Annotated in this window: 20 protein-coding genes and 1 pseudogene; 12 read left to right on the top strand and 9 right to left on the bottom strand. The window is 50.6% G+C overall.

Features of this window, described 5'->3' with window-relative positions; genetic code table 11:
- The first annotated feature begins 4 nt into the window (after window positions 1-4).
- The 4 genes and pseudogenes from hslU to FFT88_RS13670 all read left to right on the top strand — a co-directional run bounded on the left by hslU (window position 5) and on the right by FFT88_RS13670 (window position 3,642).
- Window positions 5-1,336: an HslU--HslV peptidase ATPase subunit gene (gene hslU / locus FFT88_RS13685; protein ID WP_001293348.1), complete on the top strand. Its 1,332-nt coding sequence runs from the start codon at window positions 5-7 to the stop codon at window positions 1,334-1,336.
- A gap of 66 nt (window positions 1,337-1,402) precedes the next feature.
- The gene (gene menA, locus FFT88_RS13680) at window positions 1,403-2,329 is read left to right on the top strand and encodes a 1,4-dihydroxy-2-naphthoate polyprenyltransferase (RefSeq protein ID WP_135385237.1); all 927 of its coding nucleotides are present in this window, start codon (window positions 1,403-1,405) and stop codon (window positions 2,327-2,329) included.
- 92 nt (window positions 2,330-2,421) lie between these two features.
- Window positions 2,422-2,907 carry a ribonuclease E activity regulator RraA gene (rraA, locus tag FFT88_RS13675; RefSeq protein ID WP_135403680.1) on the top strand — a complete coding sequence of 162 codons (486 nt, stop codon included), beginning with the start codon at window positions 2,422-2,424 and terminating at the stop codon, window positions 2,905-2,907.
- 59 nt (window positions 2,908-2,966) lie between these two features.
- Window positions 2,967-3,642 (top strand): annotated as a pseudogene (locus FFT88_RS13670) (hypothetical protein).
- Between the two features lie 252 nt (window positions 3,643-3,894).
- On the opposite strand, the gene zapB reads toward FFT88_RS13670, so the two are convergent.
- Window positions 3,895-4,140 carry a septal ring assembly protein ZapB gene (gene zapB, locus FFT88_RS13665; RefSeq protein WP_001296623.1) on the bottom strand — a complete coding sequence of 82 codons (246 nt, stop codon included), beginning with the start codon at window positions 4,138-4,140 and terminating at the stop codon, window positions 3,895-3,897.
- 424 nt (window positions 4,141-4,564) lie between these two features.
- On the opposite strand from zapB, the gene glpF reads away from it, so the two are divergent.
- The 4 genes from glpF to fpr all read left to right on the top strand — a co-directional run bounded on the left by glpF (window position 4,565) and on the right by fpr (window position 8,993).
- On the top strand, window positions 4,565-5,410 hold the full coding sequence (glpF, locus tag FFT88_RS13660; RefSeq protein WP_130206614.1) for a glycerol uptake facilitator protein GlpF: 846 nt from the start codon (window positions 4,565-4,567) through the stop codon (window positions 5,408-5,410).
- A gap of 22 nt (window positions 5,411-5,432) precedes the next feature.
- A complete protein-coding gene (gene glpK, locus FFT88_RS13655) occupies window positions 5,433-6,941 on the top strand; it encodes a glycerol kinase GlpK (protein WP_130206616.1) in 1,509 nt (502 codons plus the stop codon).
- A gap of 198 nt (window positions 6,942-7,139) precedes the next feature.
- Window positions 7,140-8,150 carry a class II fructose-bisphosphatase gene (gene glpX / locus FFT88_RS13650; RefSeq protein WP_130206618.1) on the top strand — a complete coding sequence of 337 codons (1,011 nt, stop codon included), beginning with the start codon at window positions 7,140-7,142 and terminating at the stop codon, window positions 8,148-8,150.
- Between the two features lie 96 nt (window positions 8,151-8,246).
- Complete coding sequence (gene fpr / locus FFT88_RS13645) at window positions 8,247-8,993, top strand: ferredoxin--NADP(+) reductase (protein ID WP_130258344.1); 747 nt, start codon at window positions 8,247-8,249, stop codon at window positions 8,991-8,993.
- Between the two features lie 4 nt (window positions 8,994-8,997).
- On the opposite strand, the gene uspD is transcribed toward fpr, so the two are convergent.
- From uspD to FFT88_RS13630, 3 genes are all read right to left on the bottom strand, one after another.
- Window positions 8,998-9,426: a universal stress protein UspD gene (gene uspD / locus FFT88_RS13640; RefSeq protein WP_130206622.1), complete on the bottom strand. Its 429-nt coding sequence runs from the start codon at window positions 9,424-9,426 to the stop codon at window positions 8,998-9,000.
- A 26-nt stretch (window positions 9,427-9,452) separates the two neighbouring features.
- Window positions 9,453-9,752, bottom strand: a complete 300-nt coding sequence (locus FFT88_RS13635) for a DUF406 domain-containing protein (protein ID WP_032204720.1) — start codon at window positions 9,750-9,752, stop codon at window positions 9,453-9,455.
- 211 nt (window positions 9,753-9,963) lie between these two features.
- Window positions 9,964-10,404 carry a DUF805 domain-containing protein gene (locus tag FFT88_RS13630; protein WP_064530283.1) on the bottom strand — a complete coding sequence of 147 codons (441 nt, stop codon included), beginning with the start codon at window positions 10,402-10,404 and terminating at the stop codon, window positions 9,964-9,966.
- Window positions 10,405-10,504: 100 nt separating this feature from the next.
- On the opposite strand from FFT88_RS13630, the gene FFT88_RS13625 reads away from it, so the two are divergent.
- Window positions 10,505-11,104, top strand: coding sequence for a YiiQ family protein (locus tag FFT88_RS13625; RefSeq protein WP_130206624.1), 600 nt, complete (start codon window positions 10,505-10,507; stop codon window positions 11,102-11,104).
- Between the two features lie 107 nt (window positions 11,105-11,211).
- Window positions 11,212-11,979 (top strand): triose-phosphate isomerase, encoded by a 768-nt coding sequence (gene tpiA, locus FFT88_RS13620; RefSeq protein ID WP_130206626.1) that lies wholly within the window; start codon window positions 11,212-11,214, stop codon window positions 11,977-11,979.
- A gap of 58 nt (window positions 11,980-12,037) precedes the next feature.
- On the opposite strand, the gene cdh is transcribed toward tpiA, so the two are convergent.
- The 5 genes from cdh to cpxP form a co-directional block, all read right to left on the bottom strand.
- Window positions 12,038-12,793 carry a CDP-diacylglycerol diphosphatase gene (gene cdh, locus FFT88_RS13615; protein ID WP_130215256.1) on the bottom strand — a complete coding sequence of 252 codons (756 nt, stop codon included), beginning with the start codon at window positions 12,791-12,793 and terminating at the stop codon, window positions 12,038-12,040.
- 104 nt (window positions 12,794-12,897) lie between these two features.
- Window positions 12,898-13,887: a sulfate/thiosulfate ABC transporter substrate-binding protein Sbp gene (sbp, locus tag FFT88_RS13610; RefSeq protein ID WP_130215254.1), complete on the bottom strand. Its 990-nt coding sequence runs from the start codon at window positions 13,885-13,887 to the stop codon at window positions 12,898-12,900.
- Between the two features lie 309 nt (window positions 13,888-14,196).
- Window positions 14,197-15,159, bottom strand: coding sequence for a 6-phosphofructokinase (gene pfkA, locus FFT88_RS13605; protein ID WP_032185626.1), 963 nt, complete (start codon window positions 15,157-15,159; stop codon window positions 14,197-14,199).
- Window positions 15,160-15,339: 180 nt separating this feature from the next.
- The gene (fieF, locus tag FFT88_RS13600; protein WP_064530279.1) at window positions 15,340-16,242 is read right to left on the bottom strand and encodes a CDF family cation-efflux transporter FieF; all 903 of its coding nucleotides are present in this window, start codon (window positions 16,240-16,242) and stop codon (window positions 15,340-15,342) included.
- 147 nt (window positions 16,243-16,389) lie between these two features.
- On the bottom strand, window positions 16,390-16,890 hold the full coding sequence (gene cpxP / locus FFT88_RS13595; RefSeq protein WP_130206850.1) for a cell-envelope stress modulator CpxP: 501 nt from the start codon (window positions 16,888-16,890) through the stop codon (window positions 16,390-16,392).
- A 148-nt stretch (window positions 16,891-17,038) separates the two neighbouring features.
- Between cpxP and cpxR the strand changes: the two genes are divergently transcribed.
- Both cpxR and cpxA read left to right on the top strand, forming a co-directional pair.
- Window positions 17,039-17,737 (top strand): envelope stress response regulator transcription factor CpxR, encoded by a 699-nt coding sequence (gene cpxR / locus FFT88_RS13590; RefSeq protein WP_130206632.1) that lies wholly within the window; start codon window positions 17,039-17,041, stop codon window positions 17,735-17,737.
- Entirely contained in the window at window positions 17,734-19,107 is a 1,374-nt protein-coding gene (cpxA, locus tag FFT88_RS13585) for an envelope stress sensor histidine kinase CpxA (RefSeq protein ID WP_000580416.1), read from the top strand. The genes cpxR and cpxA overlap by 4 nt, the downstream gene beginning before the upstream one ends.
- Window positions 19,108-19,206: the final 99 nt, after the last annotated feature.

Raw genomic sequence — 19,206 nt, 5'->3', positions numbered from 1 at the left:
TCCCATGTCTGAAATGACCCCACGCGAAATCGTCAGCGAACTTGATAAGCACATTATCGGCCAGGATAACGCTAAGCGTTCCGTGGCGATTGCACTGCGTAACCGCTGGCGCCGCATGCAGCTCAACGAAGAGTTGCGCCATGAAGTGACCCCGAAAAACATTCTGATGATCGGCCCGACCGGCGTCGGTAAAACTGAAATCGCCCGTCGTCTGGCTAAGCTGGCGAACGCGCCGTTCATCAAAGTTGAAGCAACCAAATTCACCGAAGTCGGTTATGTAGGTAAAGAAGTCGATTCTATTATTCGCGACCTGACCGATGCCGCAGTGAAAATGGTACGTGTACAAGCTATCGAGAAAAACCGTTATCGCGCTGAAGAACTGGCAGAAGAACGTATTCTCGACGTGCTGATCCCACCGGCTAAAAACAACTGGGGACAGACCGAACAGCAGCAGGAACCGTCCGCTGCCCGTCAGGCATTCCGCAAAAAACTGCGTGAAGGCCAACTCGATGACAAAGAAATCGAGATCGATCTTGCCGCAGCACCGATGGGCGTTGAAATTATGGCGCCTCCGGGAATGGAAGAGATGACCAGTCAGCTGCAGTCTATGTTCCAGAACCTGGGCGGTCAGAAGCAAAAAGCGCGTAAGCTGAAAATCAAAGACGCCATGAAGCTGCTGATTGAAGAAGAAGCGGCGAAACTGGTAAATCCGGAAGAATTGAAGCAAGACGCTATCGACGCCGTAGAACAGCACGGGATCGTGTTCATCGACGAAATCGACAAGATCTGTAAGCGCGGCGAATCCTCCGGCCCGGACGTTTCTCGTGAAGGCGTTCAGCGTGACCTGCTGCCGCTGGTAGAAGGTTGCACCGTTTCCACCAAACACGGGATGGTCAAAACAGACCACATTCTGTTCATCGCTTCTGGTGCATTCCAGGTTGCGAAACCGTCTGACCTGATCCCAGAACTGCAAGGTCGTCTGCCGATCCGCGTTGAGCTGCAGGCCCTGACTACCAGCGACTTTGAGCGTATTCTGACCGAGCCGAATGCCTCTATCACCGTGCAGTACAAAGCACTGATGGCGACCGAAGGCGTGAATATTGAGTTCACCGACTCCGGTATCAAACGCATTGCAGAAGCGGCATGGCAGGTAAACGAATCTACCGAAAACATCGGTGCGCGTCGTTTACATACCGTTCTGGAGCGTTTGATGGAAGAGATTTCCTACGACGCCAGCGATTTAAGCGGTCAAACCATCACTATTGACGCAGATTATGTGAGCAAACATCTGGATGCGTTGGTGGCAGATGAAGATCTGAGCCGTTTTATCCTATAATCGCGTTCAATCATTTTCATCATTGTTTGATGGGGCTGAAAGGCCCCATTTTTATTGGCGCGTATTATGACTGAACAACAAATTAGCCGAACTCAGGCGTGGCTGGAAAGTTTACGACCTAAAACCCTCCCCCTCGCCTTTGCTGCAATTATCGTCGGGACAGCGCTGGCATGGTGGCAAGGTCACTTCGATCCGCTGGTCGCTCTGCTGGCACTCATTACCGCCGGGCTATTACAGATCCTCTCTAACCTCGCCAATGACTACGGTGATGCTGTCAAAGGTAGCGACAAACCTGACCGTATTGGACCGCTGCGCGGCATGCAAAAAGGGGTCATTACCCAGCAAGAGATGAAACGGGCGCTCATTATTACCGTCGTGCTCATTTGCCTCTCTGGACTGGCGCTGGTCGCAGTGGCGTGTCATAACCTGGCTGATTTTGTCGGCTTCCTGATTCTTGGTGGGTTATCAATTATCGCCGCTATCACCTATACCGTGGGCAATCGTCCTTATGGTTATATCGGCCTGGGTGATATTTCCGTACTGGTGTTCTTTGGCTGGTTGAGTGTGATGGGCAGCTGGTATTTGCAGGCGCATACGCTGATTCCGGCGCTGATCCTTCCGGCAACGGCCTGTGGTCTGCTGGCAACGGCGGTGCTCAATATTAACAATCTGCGCGATATCAATAGCGACCGCGAGAATGGCAAAAACACACTGGTAGTGCGCTTAGGTGAAGTGAACGCCCGTCGTTACCATGCTTGCCTGCTGATGGGCTCGCTGGTGTGTCTGGCGCTGTTTAATCTCTTTTCACTGCATAGCCTGTGGGGTTGGCTGTTCCTGCTGGCAGCACCGTTGCTGGTAAAGCAAGCCCGTTATGTGATGCGTGAAATGGACCCGGTGGCGATGCGTCCGATGCTGGAACGCACCGTCAAAGGAGCATTACTAACTAACCTGCTGTTTGTTTTGGGAATATTCTTAAGCCAGTGGGCTACATAACTGACAAATATCAATTAACAATTGATGATTTTGCCAACAACCCACATAGCGCGATATACTGAAAATTCTCGCAGCAACTGAATGTTAAGCCTATGAAATACGATACTTCCGAGCTTTGTGACATCTATCAAGAAGATGTCAACGTCGTGGAACCGCTGTTCTCCAACTTTGGTGGACGGGCGTCGTTTGGCGGACAAATCATCACGGTAAAATGTTTCGAGGACAACGGGTTGCTGTACGATCTGCTCGAACAGAATGGCCGTGGTCGTGTCCTTGTCGTCGATGGCGGTGGTTCTGTTCGTCGCGCACTGGTCGATGCTGAACTGGCGCGTCTGGCAGTACAAAATGAATGGGAAGGCCTGGTCATTTACGGCGCGGTGCGTCAGGTAGATGATCTGGAAGAACTGAACATCGGCATCCAGGCGATGGCGGCAATTCCGGTTGGTGCCGCTGGCGAAGGCATTGGCGAAAGCGATGTCCGCGTCAATTTTGGCGGCGTCACCTTCTTCTCCGGCGACCATCTCTATGCCGACAATACCGGGATTATTCTTTCTGAAGATCCGCTGGATATTGAATAACTCTCTGCCATGCGTTAAAAGGGGAATTAAATTCCCCTTTTTTATACATGGACGTATTCATGCAAAATATTATTCTTTTAATTTTATATTTATTTCTTATAGCCGTTAACCATTTCCGCTATAAATTCTTTTTATCTGGCAACACCGGTGAAATGATTTTATATTTTGCTAACGTATTTTTTAACCCACTTGCCCTATCATTTATTATCGCCACAATCATCTGTATAACGATAAAAAAAAAGAAGCGGCCGCAGCTTTATTCGCGGCACTTGTTGGTTAATGGGATTATTTCTTATCTATAGCAGCTATACGGTGTGGGAACGACACAGCACATGGGATTATACTTTCTCGGGGCCAGGTATCACCGTCACGGTTCCGAGCAAACAGTGGGTTGCCAATATAGTAAAACAAGGACCAACCCTGGTGACTCGGGATGCCCATGCTATTTTAGCTATTGTTGCCTTCTCACAAAATGAACTCGGTGTACATTCAATCGAGGAACTTACCGCGACTCAAAACGGAACTGCAGAAATGCATGTTTGTGATGTTCAGGGATTTGCCTGCGCTTATCAGGAAGGAGTGCAAACAATGAGTGATGGCAAAGTAAGACATGCTATTTTCATGACTCTACTGGATAACACTAATTTGATACAACTGGTCGCAGCCATCGACCCAGATTATTTGGACGAATATCAAGAAGAAGTAATGAAAATGATGCTTTCTGCCCGTCAATGATCTGATTGATATATTATTGATACGAGATGCATTATCTTATTAATACTATGGATATTAGTTGTTTTTCTTAGTCACCTTCAGCATAGCAATCTGTGGTACGGGGTCCCTGGCATGGCTGGAGAATATATCAGTTCAGTCTTTCTGTGGTCACTATTACGTCCCGTGCTTGTGTCAGGTCTTTTATGCGCATTCGCTCAAAAAACACAGAAGTAAAAAAATAAGGCGCCTTGCGGCGCCTCTGCGTGGAAGAGATTAAACCTCTTCCATACGACCCAGCAGGGCCTGCAGACGTTCCTGCCAGCCGTTCTGCTGTTCTTTCAGATGGTTGTTCTCACGCTCCAGCTCTTCGCGCTGATGCTGGGCATTTTGAACTTCCTGCGACAGTGAGTTGTTTTTTTCTTTCAGCTCTTCGATTTCCATCTGCAACAGAGTGATGGTATCAATCGCCTGCTGTACTTTTGCTTCCAGTTTCTCAAACACTTCTAATGACATCGTCATACCTCTCCTGAATTGCAAGGCGTTGATGGATAAAAATCCTCGTCCCGATTACCGGTGACGCCTTAATAAATACGAGCGCATTTTAGTTAGCTCCGATTGTATGAAGCCGCGCCATCGCTGTCCAGCGGCACGCCTTGTAGATTACGGTTTGCCACACTTTTCATCCTTCTCCTGGTGACATAATCCACACCAATCGAAAATGTTAACAAAATTGTTGCACGAATGATCTAACAAACATGCATCATGTATAAACAGATGAAATTAATAGCGCGATAACGCTCATTTTATGACGAAGCACACACATTTTAAGTTCGATATTTCTCGTTTTCGCTCGTTAACGATAAGTTAACAGCATGCCTACAAGCATCGTGGAGGTCCGTGACTTTCACGCATACAACAAACATTAACTCTTCAGGATCCGATTATGAGTCAAACATCAACCTTGAAAGGCCAGTGCATTGCTGAATTCCTCGGTACCGGGTTGTTGATTTTTTTCGGTGTCGGTTGCGTTGCTGCACTTAAAGTCGCTGGCGCGTCTTTTGGTCAGTGGGAAATCAGTGTTATTTGGGGGCTGGGGGTGGCGATGGCCATCTATCTAACCGCAGGGGTTTCCGGTGCACATCTTAATCCAGCTGTCACCATTGCGTTGTGGCTGTTTGCCTGTTTCGACAAGCGCAAGGTTATTCCTTATATCGTTTCACAAGTCGCCGGTGCTTTCTGCGCTGCGGCATTAGTTTACGGGCTTTACTACAATTTATTCTTCGACTTCGAGCAGACCCATCATATTGTTCGCGGAAGCGTCGAAAGTGTTGATCTGGCGGGTACTTTCTCTACTTATCCTAATCCTCATATCAATTTTGTGCAGGCCTTCGCAGTTGAGATGGTGATTACCGCTATTCTGATGGGGCTGATCCTGGCGTTAACGGACGATGGTAACGGCGTACCGCGCGGCCCTTTGGCTCCCCTGCTGATTGGTCTACTGATTGCGGTCATTGGCGCATCTATGGGTCCATTAACGGGCTTTGCCATGAACCCAGCACGTGATATCGGTCCGAAAGCCTTTGCCTGGCTGGCGGGCTGGGGCAATGTCGCCTTTACCGGCGGCAGAGACATTCCTTACTTCCTGGTGCCGCTTTTTGGCCCTATCGTTGGCGCGATTGTTGGTGCATTCGCCTACCGCAAACTGATTGGTCGCCATTTGCCTTGCGATATCTGTGTTGTGGAAGAAAAGGAGATCACAACTCCTTCAGAACAAAAAGCTTCGCTGTAATGTGACTACGGGACAATTAAACATGACTGAAAAAAAATATATCGTTGCGCTCGACCAGGGCACCACCAGCTCCCGCGCGGTCGTGATGGATCACGATGCCAATATCATTAGCGTGTCACAGCGCGAATTTGAGCAAATTTACCCAAAACCAGGCTGGGTAGAACACGACCCAATGGAAATCTGGGCCACCCAAAGCTCCACACTGGTAGAAGTGCTGGCGAAAGCAGATATTAATTCCGATCAAATTGCAGCTATCGGTATTACGAACCAGCGTGAAACCACCATCGTCTGGGAAAAAGAAACCGGCAAGCCTATCTATAACGCTATTGTCTGGCAGTGCCGTCGTACCGCCGAGATCTGTGAGCATCTCAAGCGTGACGGCATGGAAGAGTACATTCGTAACAACACCGGTCTGGTGATTGACCCGTACTTCTCTGGTACCAAAGTAAAGTGGATCCTCGACCATGTGGAAGGCTCCCGCGAGCGTGCTCGCCGTGGTGAACTGCTGTTTGGTACGGTTGATACCTGGCTTATCTGGAAAATGACTCAGGGCCGCGTTCACGTCACTGATTACACTAATGCGTCTCGTACCATGTTGTTCAACATCCATACTCTGGACTGGGACGACAAAATGCTCGACGCGCTGGATATCCCGCGTGAGATGCTGCCAGAAGTACGTCGTTCTTCCGAAGTGTACGGTCAGACCAACATTGGCGGCAAAGGCGGCACGCGTATTCCGATCGCCGGGATTGCGGGCGACCAGCAGGCAGCACTCTTCGGCCAGTTGTGCGTGAAAGAAGGGATGGCGAAGAATACCTACGGTACCGGCTGCTTTATGCTGATGAACACCGGCGAGAAAGCAGTGAAATCAGAAAACGGTCTGCTGACCACCATCGCCTGTGGCCCGAGCGGAGAAGTAAACTACGCGCTGGAAGGTGCGGTGTTTATGGCGGGCGCCTCCATTCAGTGGCTGCGCGATGAAATGAAGTTGATTAACGACGCCTACGATTCCGAATACTTTGCCACTAAAGTACAAAACACCAATGGTGTGTATGTCGTTCCGGCGTTTACCGGACTGGGTGCGCCCTACTGGGATCCGTATGCGCGCGGGGCCATTTTCGGCTTAACGCGTGGGGTGAACGCCAACCACATCATCCGTGCGACGCTGGAATCTATCGCTTATCAGACTCGTGACGTGCTGGAAGCAATGCAGGCCGACTCCGGTATTCGTCTGCACGCACTGCGCGTGGACGGCGGCGCGGTGGCGAATAACTTCCTGATGCAGTTCCAGTCCGATATTCTCGGCACGCGCGTTGAGCGCCCGGAAGTTCGCGAAGTGACTGCGTTGGGTGCGGCCTATCTTGCTGGTCTGGCGGTTGGCTTCTGGCAAAATCTCGACGAACTGCAAGAGAAAGCGGTGATTGAACGCGAGTTCCGTCCTGGCATCGAAACCACCGAGCGTAATTACCGTTACGCTGGCTGGAAAAAAGCGGTCAAACGCGCGATGGCCTGGGAAGAACACGACGAGTAATGTCAGGCACCTGAACCGATTGCCTGATGCTGATCGCCTGATGCGACGCTTACGCGTCTTATCAGGCCTACGAGCCGGATACATATCCGGCATGTCGCAGACTCTGAAATCGTGCGGGGGCAACCCCCGCACACATCAATAATCCGCTCCCTCCCCTGTGCTACACTTCGCGCCATTCCTTACTGCTTAGAGTTTGCTATGAGACGAGAACTTGCCATCGAATTTTCCCGCGTCACCGAATCTGCGGCGCTGGCTGGCTACAAATGGTTAGGACGCGGCGATAAAAATACCGCTGACGGCGCAGCGGTTAACGCCATGCGCATAATGCTCAACCAGGTCAACATTGACGGCACCATCGTCATTGGTGAAGGTGAAATCGACGAAGCACCGATGCTCTACATTGGTGAAAAAGTCGGTACTGGTCGCGGTGATGCAGTGGATATTGCTGTTGACCCGATTGAAGGCACGCGCATGACGGCGATGGGCCAGGCTAACGCGCTGGCGGTGCTGGCAGTAGGCGATAAAGGCTGCTTCCTCAACGCGCCAGATATGTATATGGAAAAGCTGATCGTCGGACCGGGAGCCAAGGGCGCCATTGACTTGAATCTGCCGTTGGCGGATAACCTGCGCAATGTTGCCGCTGCGCTCGGCAAACCATTGAGCGAACTGACGGTAACGATTCTGGCGAAACCGCGCCACGATGCCGTTATCGCAGAAATGCAGCAACTCGGCGTGCGCGTGTTTGCTATTCCGGATGGTGACGTTGCGGCCTCAATTCTCACCTGTATGCCAGACAGCGAAGTTGACGTGCTGTACGGCATTGGCGGCGCGCCGGAAGGCGTAGTTTCTGCGGCGGTGATTCGGGCGTTAGATGGCGATATGAATGGCCGTCTGCTGGCGCGTCATGATGTCAAAGGCGACAACGCAGAAAATCGCCGCATTGGTGAACAGGAACTGGCACGCTGCAAAGCAATGGGCATCGAAGCGGGTAAAGTGTTGCGTCTGGGCGATATGGCGCGCAGCGATAACGTCATCTTTTCCGCCACCGGTATCACCAAGGGCGATCTACTGGAAGGTATTAGCCGCAAAGGTAATATCGCCACCACCGAAACGCTGCTGATCCGTGGTAAGTCACGCACTATTCGTCGCATTCAGTCGATTCACTATCTGGATCGTAAAGACCCGGATATGCAGGTGCACATTCTCTGAGTTATTTGATCGATTGAGCCTTCCAGTCCTTCGGGACTGGAATTTTTTTGTTCGGAGAACGAAGATAAGGCAAGTCAATCAAAACAGGAGAAAAACATGGCTGATTGGGTAACAGGCAAAGTCACTAAAGTGCAGAACTGGACCGACGCCCTGTTTAGTCTCACCGTTCACGCTCCCGTGCTTCCGTTTACCGCCGGGCAATTCACTAAACTTGGCCTTGAAATTGACGGCGAACGCGTCCAGCGCGCTTACTCCTACGTTAACTCGCCCGACAATCCCGATCTGGAGTTTTACCTGGTCACCGTTCCCGATGGCAAATTAAGCCCGCGACTGGCGGCGCTAAAACCGGGTGACGAAGTGCAAGTGGTTAGCGAGGCGGCTGGCTTCTTTGTGCTGGATGAAGTGCCGGACTGCGAAACACTGTGGATGCTGGCAACCGGTACAGCGATTGGCCCTTATTTATCAATTCTGCAATTGGGCAAAGATTTAGATCGCTTCAAAAACCTGGTGCTGGTTCACGCCGCACGATATGCCGCCGACTTAAGCTATCTGCCGCTGATGCAAGAACTGGAAAAACGCTACGAAGGGAAACTGCGCATTCAGACGGTGGTCAGTCGGGAAACGGCTGCGGGTTCGCTCACCGGGCGAATACCGGCGTTAATTGAAAGCGGTGAACTGGAAAACGCGGTTGGCCTGGCAATGGATAAAGAAACCAGTCATGTGATGCTGTGTGGTAATCCGCAAATGGTGCGCGATACGCAACAGCTGCTAAAAGAAACCCGGCAGATGACGAAACATTTACGTCGTCGACCGGGCCACATGACAGCGGAGCATTACTGGTAAGCGGTTACTTATCGATAAACGGCACGATGAGCAGGTCCGCATTCAACTTATTGATCATCCCGCGGTATGCTGGCATCAAACGGTTGATAAATGAGTGGTGATGCCCACAGACAAGGAGGTCGCACTGCTCTTGTTGCAGAATTTCAAGCAGTGTTTCCGGCATTTCTCCGCGTTCAATACGCAGTTTGGTCTTCGGCCACTGAATATTTTTCGTCAGTTTATACAGCTTGTTATCTGACTTATCTTTCAATAGTTGAAGAATATCTTCTGTTGCAGGGAAGTAAATGCCCGGATACAACTCGCTTAAGCCATCATCAATATGAATCAATGTCAGGTGAGCGTCATTATGTCTGGCGAGATCCAGGGCTTTGTTCACCAGTAAGGCATCTTCTTCATTTCCGGAAATTGCCACGCCAATGTGTTTATAAGCCATGTTTAACTCCTTCTAAAGCGACTCCATCAAGCTAACGAACGCAGGGATAACTCAAAAATAATCATCTCGGCCTGGCATGAGAAGGTGAAGGCCGCATCAAGCTCAACTTGCCCCTCCAGATCCTTAATCTTATAGGCCACACTGGCCCCTTCATCCGCAGAGGATGCCGTGGCGGCAAGCTCTTTCAGTTTGGTCATAAAGGACTCTGCTTCTTCGCGGGTGGCAAAAAAGCGCGAAAACTTACTGGTACAGTTGTCGTTATCAATCACCGTACCGATATCAATCGCACATCCTTTAGTACTGCATTTATCTACGACATCTTTCATAGGGCACCTCTGTATATTCGCCTCTCTGTCGATTACGACTTAAGAATAATGCGCCGTTAAGAGAAGAACAAACAAGTAATGATCTTATGGATTACCATTTTTTTTGATATTGCTTAAGGTGAGGAAATGAGGAGGATTTTCCGGGCATTGTCATTTCCAGCGTGGAAATAACAATCCCGGAAAAAAATAGCAAGAAGAGATATATTAAAGGTTAATTACTTGATTTATTGTCGGCTTTATACTTCACATCCAGAGTATCTTTGCCAAATTTATTTTCGCCCTGCGTACCGACAAATGCGCCAAGATCAATAAGCATCATCACCAGAATCAACGTCGGGACAAAACGCCCCACCGTCCATTGCCAGACGCCCGGTAAAATCGCCCAATTACCCGCCAGCAGCATCCACGCTACAATCATTAAAAATGCCCATGCGCCGGAACGCCCGCGATCGTGCAGTCGTTTGACCGTTACTGCCGCGGTCGGCCAAAGTAAGCACACCAGGCAAAACGCGGCGGTCTGGATATCGAGTAAGTTTTTACCTGCCAGTGAGAAAAGCACCAGCATGCCAACGAACCAGAGGCCAATCCAAATCCAGAAATCACGGCGCCCAATACGCCCTTTAAACGAGAATAACCATTGCTGTATGGTCATGTAAGTTCCTTGATGGTTGTCTTTTCCAGGATTCTACCCTTTTGACAAGGGAGACAGATATCGTTTTAATCGGAGCCAGTCATAACAAAAGGTACTGTCGATGAAGCCAGGGTTTACGCTGTTTTTTCTCTTATGTTCTGCATCAGCCGTTAGCACAACGGTGCATGCACAAACACCAGGTACGGCGACCACTGCGCCCTATCTGCTTGCTGGCGCCCCTACCTTCGATCTCTCCATCAGCCAGTTTCGAGAAAACTTTAACAGCCAGAACCCCAACCTGCCACTGAACGAGTTTCGCGCCATCGACAGCAGCCCCGACAAAGCCAATCTGACTCGCGCCGCCAGTAAAATTAACGAGAACTTGTATGCCTCTACGGCGCTGGAGCGTGGCACTTTAAAAATCAAAAGCATTCAAATTACCTGGCTACCAATCCAGGGACCAGAGCAAAAAGCCGCCAAAGCAAAAGCTCATGAATACATGGCGGCGGTGATCCGCACACTCACCCCGCTGATGACCAAAACACAAAGCCAGAAAAAGCTACAGTCGCTCCTTACTGCGGGGAAAAACAAACGTTATTACACAGAGACAGAAGGCGCACTGCGCTATGTTGTCGCGGACAACGGCGAAAAGGGACTGACCTTCGCTGTTGAACCGATTAAGCTGGCGCTATCTGAATCGCTTGAAGGGTTGAATAAATGACAAAAAGCAAAGCCTTTCCAGTGATGAATCTCTATACTGTTTCACAGACCTGCTGCCCCGCGGGGCGGCCATCTTCCTTTATTCGCTTATAAGCGTGGAGAATTAAAATGCGACATCCTTTAGTGATGGGTAACTGGAAACTGAACGGCAGCCGCCACATGGTTCACGAGCTGGTTTCTAACCTGCGTAAAGAGCTGGCAGGCGTTGATGGCTGTGGCGTTGCAATCGCGCCACCAGAAATGTACATCGATATGGCGAAGCGTGAAGCTGAAGGCAGCCACATCATGCTGGGTGCGCAGAACGTGGACCTGAACCTGTCCGGCGCATTCACTGGTGAAACCTCTGCTGCTATGCTGAAAGACATCGGCGCACAGTACATCATCATCGGTCACTCTGAACGTCGTACTTACCACAAAGAGTCTGACGAACTGATCGCGAAAAAATTCGCGGTGCTGAAAGAGCAGGGTCTGACTCCGGTTCTGTGCATCGGTGAAACCGAAGCTGAAAACGAAGCGGGCAAAACTGAAGAAGTTTGCGCACGTCAGATCGACGCGGTACTGAAAACTCAGGGTGCTGCGGCATTCGAAGGTGCGGTAATCGCTTACGAACCAGTATGGGCAATCGGTACTGGCAAATCTGCAACTCCGGCGCAGGCACAGGCTGTTCACAAATTTATCCGTGACCACATCGCTAAAGTTGACGCTAACATCGCTGAACAAGTGATCATCCAGTACGGCGGTTCTGTAAACGCGTCTAACGCCGCAGAACTGTTCGCTCAGCCGGACATCGACGGTGCGCTGGTTGGCGGTGCTTCTCTGAAAGCTGACGCCTTTGCAGTGATCGTTAAAGCTGCAGAAGCGGCTAAACAGGCTTAAGTCTGACTGGTGCCGGATATCGCATCCGGCACTTAGCTTTCCTTAACAACTCCTCGCTTTAACGCAAAATCTCACACTGATGATCCTGAAGTTCCTCGGCTGAAGCACGATTCAGCGTCAGCAGATTGCGCTGCGTCGCCAGCAATACAAACGAGTTATCACTCTGTCGCACCATTGCCAGCGCGTAACTGCCCATATGTTCCCGAGCCTCTGGTACTTCTTCTGCCAGCATCATAAACGGACTCCGTTTTACCAGCTCGCTTTCAGTTACCCTACGTGCCAGGTATTCATGCCCACGCAGCCCACCGGGCAGCGGTAACCAACGGGTGCTGATATTCGCCAGATTATTATCCAGTTGTTCGCGCACATCAGGACGAATACAAGAGATATGGATATGAAAATGGTTTTGCGTGCGCCCGGTACGGGAGTTAATCGCCAGAGATACCGCGCGATCGGGGACTGGCTGGCCGTATTTTTTGCTCATAAAATCACGCGCCTGCCAGGCTAACCAGAAGAAATTAGGCGTTGAAGGATCGGTTAACAATGGACTTTCAGTGCCGTTAATACGATACGTTGGCATCAACAAATATTGCAGAGGACCGTTAAGGTCTTTTAAAACCACATATCCGGCATTGGGTTTGACTTCCGCACATGGCGAAGGGTTTTGGTTTTGCTGCTGGTTGGGTAAACATTGCTCAAGGGCAATCTGGCGCAACGTGTCCGACTCTTCACCGGTCAATTTCCAGTAACCAATGCCTGCGGCAGCAACAGCGATAACCATCATCGCTAAAAAAAGAAGACCTGCTTTTTTCATCTTTTTTTCCCTGTACCTCAAAGAGATGCAAGGGTAACGCAAAATCGTGACAAATAAAAAACCCGGTCGCGAGATGCCACCGGGTCTGATTGCCTTCAACAAAATTAACGTTTGCTGATTTGGTCAAACGTACCGCCGTTAGAGAAATGCTCTTTTTGCGCTTTCGTCCAGCCACCGAACTCTTCATCAATGGTGAATAACTTCAGCTTCGGAAAGGCATTTTCATATTTTTTCGCTACCTGAGGATCGCGCGGACGATAGTAGTTTTTAGCCGCAATCTCCTGGCCTTCTGGCGAGTAGAGATAGTTCAGGTAAGCTTCCGCCACCTCTTTAGTGCCTTTTTTCTCTACCACTTTATCGACAACTGACACCGTAGGCTCTGCGAGAATAGACTCGCTCGGCGTGACGATTTCAAATTTATCTTTCCCCAGTTCATTCGCCGCCAGCAGAGCTTCGTTTTCCCAGGCAATCAGCACGTCGCCAATGCCGCGCTCAACAAAGGTATTAGTTGAACCGCGCGCGCCGGAATCCAGTACTTCGACGTTTTTATACAACGACTGCACGAATTCCTGCGCTTTTGCCTGATCGTTGTTGTTGTGATGCAGGGCGTATCCCCAGGCTGCCAGGTAGTTCCAGCGTGCACCACCAGAACTTTTCGGGTTCGGGGTGATCACCGAAACACCGGGCTTAATCAAATCGTTCCAGTCGTGAATCTGCTTCGGATTCCCCTTACGCACCAGGAAGACAATGGTAGAAGTATAAGGTGCGGAGTTATCCGGCAGACGCTTGATCCACTCTTTATCAATACGACCACGTTCAGCAATGGCATCCACGTCATAGGCTAGCGCCAGCGTGACGACATCAGCTTCTATGCCATTGATTACCGACGTCGCCTGTTTACCCGAACCGCCGTGCGACTGGCGAATCACCACGTTATCGCCGGTTTGCTGTTTCCAGTGGGCGCTGAAGGCTTTGTTGTACTGCTCGTACAGTTCGCGCGTTGGATCATACGAAACGTTAAGAAGCTGAATATCCTTTGCCATAACGCTGGTCGCTGCCAGCAATAAAGTTAACCCTACGCCCCACTTGTTCATCGCCCGGCTCTCTTATGTTGTGTTGTGATGAACAAAGCGTGCCAGAAAGGGATTCAAACATTAAAGAATAAAAAAAGATTGGCTATAACTTGCGGGTATATATGGGGGAGTTAAAAAGGCGGAAGAAATCCGCCTCATATTGCTGACAAAGTGCGCTGTGTTCATGCCGGATGCAGCTTATCCGGCCTACAAAAGCTTGCAAACTCAATAGATTGCAGAATTCATGTAGGCCTGATAAGCAAAGCGCATCAGGCATTTTGCCTCTGTCATCGGTTTCAGGCTAAAGAAATCTGCCTTTTTCCGAAATCATTAATACAGTTTTTTCGCGCAGTCCAGCCAGTCACCTTTGAACGGACGCTTCATGTTTTCGATAGCATCGATGATGTCGTGGTGAACCAGCTGTTCGTTCTGGATACCTACGCAACGACCGCCGTAACCTGCCAGCAGCAGATCGATAGCGTAAGCGCCCATACGGGAAGCCAGAATACGATCGTAAGGCACCGGAGAACCACCGCGCTGGATGTGGCCCAGCACAGTTGCGCGGGTTTCACGGCCAGTTTCTTTTTCGATGAAGTGTGCCAGCTCGTCGACGTCACACATATGTTCAGTGATCGCCACAATCGCGTGTTTTTTACCTTTCGCGATACCGGCTTTGATTTCGTTTACCAGATCGTCACGGCTGAATTCAACTTCCGGAACCACAACGAATTCACAGCCACCAGCAATAGCTGCAGCCAGAGTCAGATCGCCACAGTAGCGGCCCATCACTTCCACCACGGAAATACGTTGGTGAGAAGAAGAGGTGTCACGCAGACGGTCGATAGCTTCAACAACGGTGCTCAATGCCGTGAAGAAACCAATGGTGTAGTCAGTACCTTTGATGTCGTTGTCGATGGTGCCCGGCAGGCCGATGCACGGGAAGCCCATTTCGGTCAGACGCATTGCCCCCATGTAGGAACCGTCACCGCCGATAACCACCAGCGCGTCGATACCACGTTTTTTCAGGTTTTCGATAGCCACGGCGCGGATGTTCTCGTCGCGGAATTCCGGGAAGCGCGCAGAACCGAGGAATGTACCACCACGGTTGATCATGTCAGACACGCTGTAACGGTCTAGCTGTACCATACGGTCTTCATACAGACCCAGATAGCCGTCATAAATACCCATTACTTCCAGACCTTCTGTCAGCGCAGAACGAACAACCCCGCGAATTGCGGCGTTCATGCCTGGCGCATCACCGCCGCTTGTCAACACACCGATTTTCTTAATCATGACTACCTCTGAACTTTGGAATGCAAAATGAAATCTGTTGCCGGAAGTCTTCTTGCACATCGAAGTGATCCAACGAATGTACAAATAGTATAACAATCACTTCCTGCTGAATTGATTCAGGTCAGGCCAAATGGCGGTATTTTATACACAAAATGCGGGTCTGGCTCTCTTTTGTACGGATTATGAAAGCGTAGACCGTTTACTCTCCCTGGGTACGACGGAACAAGGATCCTGATGGATAATCACATCTGAACCAGGAAAACGCCGTAAAATAGCCTGCTCTACCTGATCCGCCACCATATGTGCCTGAACCAAAGGCAGAGAGTCTTCCATTTCCAAATGAATCTGAATAAAGCGGGTCGGCCCTGACTGCCGCGTGCGAAGATCGTGAGCGCCGCTAACTCCCGGCCAGGAAGTCACGATATCAATAATTTCCTGTCGTTCGCCATCGGGCAGCGCGCGATCCAATAATGACTGGACCGCCTCATACCCCATGCGTAACGCGCTATATAAAATATAGATGCCGATTCCCAAAGCAAACAGGGCATCAGCACGATGCCAGCCGTACCAGGACAATCCCAGCGCCAGCAAAATCGCGCCGTTCATCATAACATCAGACTGATAATGTAGCATATCTGCCCGCACTGCCTGGCTTTGCGTCCGGCGAACGACCCAACGCTGAAACGAGACAAGAATAATCGTACAAATTAGCGCCACAATAGTCACGATAACCCCAACACCCGGGTCTTTCATCGGTGTCGGAGAAACCAAATGCTGAATACCGGTCAAAAACAGGAACAGCGCGGAGCCGGAGATAAACATACTTTGCGCCAGCGCGGCGAGCGACTCAGCTTTACCGTGACCAAAGGAGTGATTATCGTCGGCAGGTTGTAGTGAGTAACGCACGACCAATAAGTTAGTTAATGACGCGCCGATATCCACCAGCGAATCCACCAGCGCAGCGAGAATACTCACTGATCCGGTATACCACCATGCAAAAATTTTAATCAGTAATAACAGCGAAGCCATCGCCGTTGCAGCAATCGCCGCCCGACTGACCAGCTGCCCATAAGATTGATTCATAAATACTCCCGCTATCAACTGACGGTAGTATAACGGATGCAAATCATCTGCAATGCATCAAGTAACAGGCAAATTGCGGATAAAAAAACCCCCACATCATGTGGGGGAAGACAGGGATGGTGTCTATGGCAAGGAAAACAGGGTTTACTACTGGGAACGTGAGTTGCTACTACTCAATAGCTTCAACGATGAACTTTTTTGCCATTGCGTCACGTCGCGCAACTGTTCCATTCGTTGTTGATGTTTCTTGTTTAAAACCGCTTGCTGCTCCGGCGTTAACAGGCGATACATTTGGTTGCGGACTTTTGCCATCTCAACCTGACGAGCTATTTGCTCGTTCGCCATTTTTTCTGCCTGTGCGCGCACAGCGTTTTCATCAAAATTTTCTGCGGTGACAAGGCGATGCATTGTCTCCAGTTCGCTAACATTAACAGGTGGCTGTTCGTGCCGGGCCTGTTGCATAAGATCTCGCATCTGCTGACGCTGATGTTCGGTTAAACTTATGCCGTCGAACATATGGCTCTGCGTACTGCGCTGTGTAAGTTCTTCTCCCGGATGCCAGTTATCGCCTGAACCGACTTCAGCAGCGTGGCTTAATGAACTGACTGCCAGCGTTGAGGCCATGACGGCAGCGGTAACTATGCGCATCATTTGCTCCCAAATCTTTCTGTCGCGATTCAACGATAGAGAGTTTACGATTCAGGCTGCAAACATGCGTCAGGGGGTGTAAAACAACGTAAAGTCATGGATTAGCGACGTCTGATGACGTAATTTCTGCCTCGGAGGTATTTAAACAATGAATAAAATCCTGTTAGTTGATGATGACCGAGAGCTGACATCCCTGTTAAAGGAGCTGCTCGAGATGGAAGGCTTCAACGTGATTGTTGCCCACGACGGGGAACAAGCGCTTGCTCTTCTGGACGACAGCATTGATTTACTTTTGCTTGATGTGATGATGCCGAAGAAAAATGGTATCGATACGCTGAAAGCACTTCGCCAGACACACCAGACGCCAGTCATTATGTTGACGGCTCGCGGCAGTGAACTTGATCGCGTCCTCGGCCTTGAGCTGGGTGCGGATGACTATCTCCCGAAACCGTTTAACGATCGTGAACTGGTTGCGCGTATTCGCGCGATCCTGCGCCGTTCGCACTGGAGCGAGCAACAGCAGAACAGCGATAATGGTTCGCCGACGCTGGAAGTTGACGCCTTAGTGCTGAATCCAGGCCGTCAGGAAGCCAGCTTCGACGGGCAAACACTGGAGTTAACCGGTACTGAATTTACCCTGCTCTACCTACTGGCGCAGCATCTGGGTCAGGTGGTTTCTCGCGAGCATTTAAGCCAGGAAGTACTGGGCAAACGCCTGACGCCTTTCGACCGTGCTATCGATATGCATATTTCCAACCTGCGTCGTAAGCTGCCGGATCGTAAAGACGGTCATCCGTGGTTTAAAACATTGCGTGGTCGCGGCTATCTGATGGTTTCCGCTTCATGATAGGCAGCTTAACCGCGCGCATCTTCGCCATCTTCTGGCTGACGCTGGCGCTGGTGTTGATGCTGGTTTTGATGTTACCCAAGCTCGACTCTCGCCAGATGACCGAGCTTCTGGATAGCGAACAGCGTCAGGGGCTGATGATTGAGCAGCATGTCGAAGCGGAACTGGCGAACGATCCACCCAACGATTTAATGTGGTGGCGTCGCCTGTTCCGGGCCATTGATAAGTGGGCGCCACCAGGCCAGCGTTTATTACTGGTGACCACTGAAGGCCGCGTGATCGGCGCTGAACGCAGCGAAATGCAGATCATTCGCAACTTTATTGGTCAGGCCGATAACGCCGATCATCCGCAGAAGAAAAAGTATGGTCGCGTGGAACTGGTCGGTCCATTCTCCGTGCGTGATGGCGAAGATAATTACCAGCTTTATCTGATTCGTCCGGCCAGCAGTTCTCAATCCGATTTCATAAACTTACTGTTTGACCGCCCGCTATTGCTGCTGATTGTCACTATGTTGGTCAGTACACCACTGCTGTTGTGGTTGGCCTGGAGTCTGGCAAAACCGGCTCGTAAGCTGAAAAACGCTGCCGATGAAGTTGCCCAGGGGAACTTACGCCAACACCCGGAACTGGAAGCGGGGCCACAAGAATTTCTTGCCGCAGGTGCCAGTTTTAACCAGATGGTGACCGCGCTGGAGCGCATGATGACCTCTCAGCAGCGTCTGCTTTCTGATATCTCTCACGAGCTGCGCACCCCGCTGACGCGTCTGCAACTGGGTACGGCGTTACTGCGTCGTCGTAGTGGTGAAAGCAAGGAACTGGAGCGTATTGAAACCGAAGCCCAGCGTCTGGACAGCATGATCAACGACCTGTTGGTGATGTCACGTAATCAGCAGAAAAACGCGCTGGTGAGCGAAACCATCAAAGCCAACCAGTTGTGGAGTGAAGTGCTGGATAACGCGGCGTTCGAAGCCGAGCAAATGGGCAAGTCGTTTACGGTTAACTTCCCGCCAGGGCCGTGGCCGCTGTACGGCAACCCGAACGCGCTGGAAAGTGCGCTGGAAAACATTGTTCGTAATGCTCTGCGTTATTCCCATACGAAGATTGAAGTGGGCTTTGCGGTAGATAAAGACGGTATCACCATTACGGTGGACGACGATGGTCCTGGCGTTAGCCCGGAAGATCGCGAACAGATTTTCCGCCCGTTCTATCGTACAGATGAAGCGCGCGATCGTGAATCTGGCGGTACAGGTTTGGGGCTGGCGATTGTCGAAACCGCCATTCAGCAGCACCGTGGTTGGGTGAAAGCGGAAGACAGCCCGCTGGGCGGTTTACGTCTGGTGATTTGGCTGCCGCTGTATAAGCGGAGTTAAACTCCGTATTTGTAGGCAGGATAAGGCATTTACGCCGCATCCGGCGTCTGAGCATGATGCCTGATGCGACGCTGATCGCGTCTTATCAGGCCTACTCTT

It is taken from the genome of Escherichia sp. E4930 (genome assembly GCF_005845405.1).
Taxonomy (GTDB): Bacteria; Pseudomonadota; Gammaproteobacteria; order Enterobacterales; family Enterobacteriaceae; genus Escherichia.
Note: the sequence above shows the minus strand (reverse complement) of the source record. Positions and strands in the feature narration are given on the sequence as shown.

Excerpts from the sequence above, each read along its gene's own strand:
- hslU (WP_001293348.1), top strand. The coding sequence starts at position 5 with ATGTCTGAAATGACCCCACGCGAAATCGTCAGCGAACTTGATAAGCAC.
- menA (WP_135385237.1), top strand. The coding sequence starts at position 1,403 with ATGACTGAACAACAAATTAGCCGAACTCAGGCGTGGCTGGAAAGTTTA.
- rraA (WP_135403680.1), top strand. The coding sequence starts at position 2,422 with ATGAAATACGATACTTCCGAGCTTTGTGACATCTATCAAGAAGATGTC.
- zapB (WP_001296623.1), bottom strand. The coding sequence starts at position 4,140 with ATGACGATGTCATTAGAAGTGTTTGAGAAACTGGAAGCAAAAGTACAG.
- glpF (WP_130206614.1), top strand. The coding sequence starts at position 4,565 with ATGAGTCAAACATCAACCTTGAAAGGCCAGTGCATTGCTGAATTCCTC.
- glpK (WP_130206616.1), top strand. The coding sequence starts at position 5,433 with ATGACTGAAAAAAAATATATCGTTGCGCTCGACCAGGGCACCACCAGC.
- glpX (WP_130206618.1), top strand. The coding sequence starts at position 7,140 with ATGAGACGAGAACTTGCCATCGAATTTTCCCGCGTCACCGAATCTGCG.
- fpr (WP_130258344.1), top strand. The coding sequence starts at position 8,247 with ATGGCTGATTGGGTAACAGGCAAAGTCACTAAAGTGCAGAACTGGACC.
- uspD (WP_130206622.1), bottom strand. The coding sequence starts at position 9,426 with ATGGCTTATAAACACATTGGCGTGGCAATTTCCGGAAATGAAGAAGAT.
- FFT88_RS13635 (WP_032204720.1), bottom strand. The coding sequence starts at position 9,752 with ATGAAAGATGTCGTAGATAAATGCAGTACTAAAGGATGTGCGATTGAT.
- FFT88_RS13630 (WP_064530283.1), bottom strand. The coding sequence starts at position 10,404 with ATGACCATACAGCAATGGTTATTCTCGTTTAAAGGGCGTATTGGGCGC.
- FFT88_RS13625 (WP_130206624.1), top strand. The coding sequence starts at position 10,505 with ATGAAGCCAGGGTTTACGCTGTTTTTTCTCTTATGTTCTGCATCAGCC.
- tpiA (WP_130206626.1), top strand. The coding sequence starts at position 11,212 with ATGCGACATCCTTTAGTGATGGGTAACTGGAAACTGAACGGCAGCCGC.
- cdh (WP_130215256.1), bottom strand. The coding sequence starts at position 12,793 with ATGAAAAAAGCAGGTCTTCTTTTTTTAGCGATGATGGTTATCGCTGTT.
- sbp (WP_130215254.1), bottom strand. The coding sequence starts at position 13,887 with ATGAACAAGTGGGGCGTAGGGTTAACTTTATTGCTGGCAGCGACCAGC.
- pfkA (WP_032185626.1), bottom strand. The coding sequence starts at position 15,159 with ATGATTAAGAAAATCGGTGTGTTGACAAGCGGCGGTGATGCGCCAGGC.
- fieF (WP_064530279.1), bottom strand. The coding sequence starts at position 16,242 with ATGAATCAATCTTATGGGCAGCTGGTCAGTCGGGCGGCGATTGCTGCA.
- cpxP (WP_130206850.1), bottom strand. The coding sequence starts at position 16,890 with ATGCGCATAGTTACCGCTGCCGTCATGGCCTCAACGCTGGCAGTCAGT.
- cpxR (WP_130206632.1), top strand. The coding sequence starts at position 17,039 with ATGAATAAAATCCTGTTAGTTGATGATGACCGAGAGCTGACATCCCTG.
- cpxA (WP_000580416.1), top strand. The coding sequence starts at position 17,734 with ATGATAGGCAGCTTAACCGCGCGCATCTTCGCCATCTTCTGGCTGACG.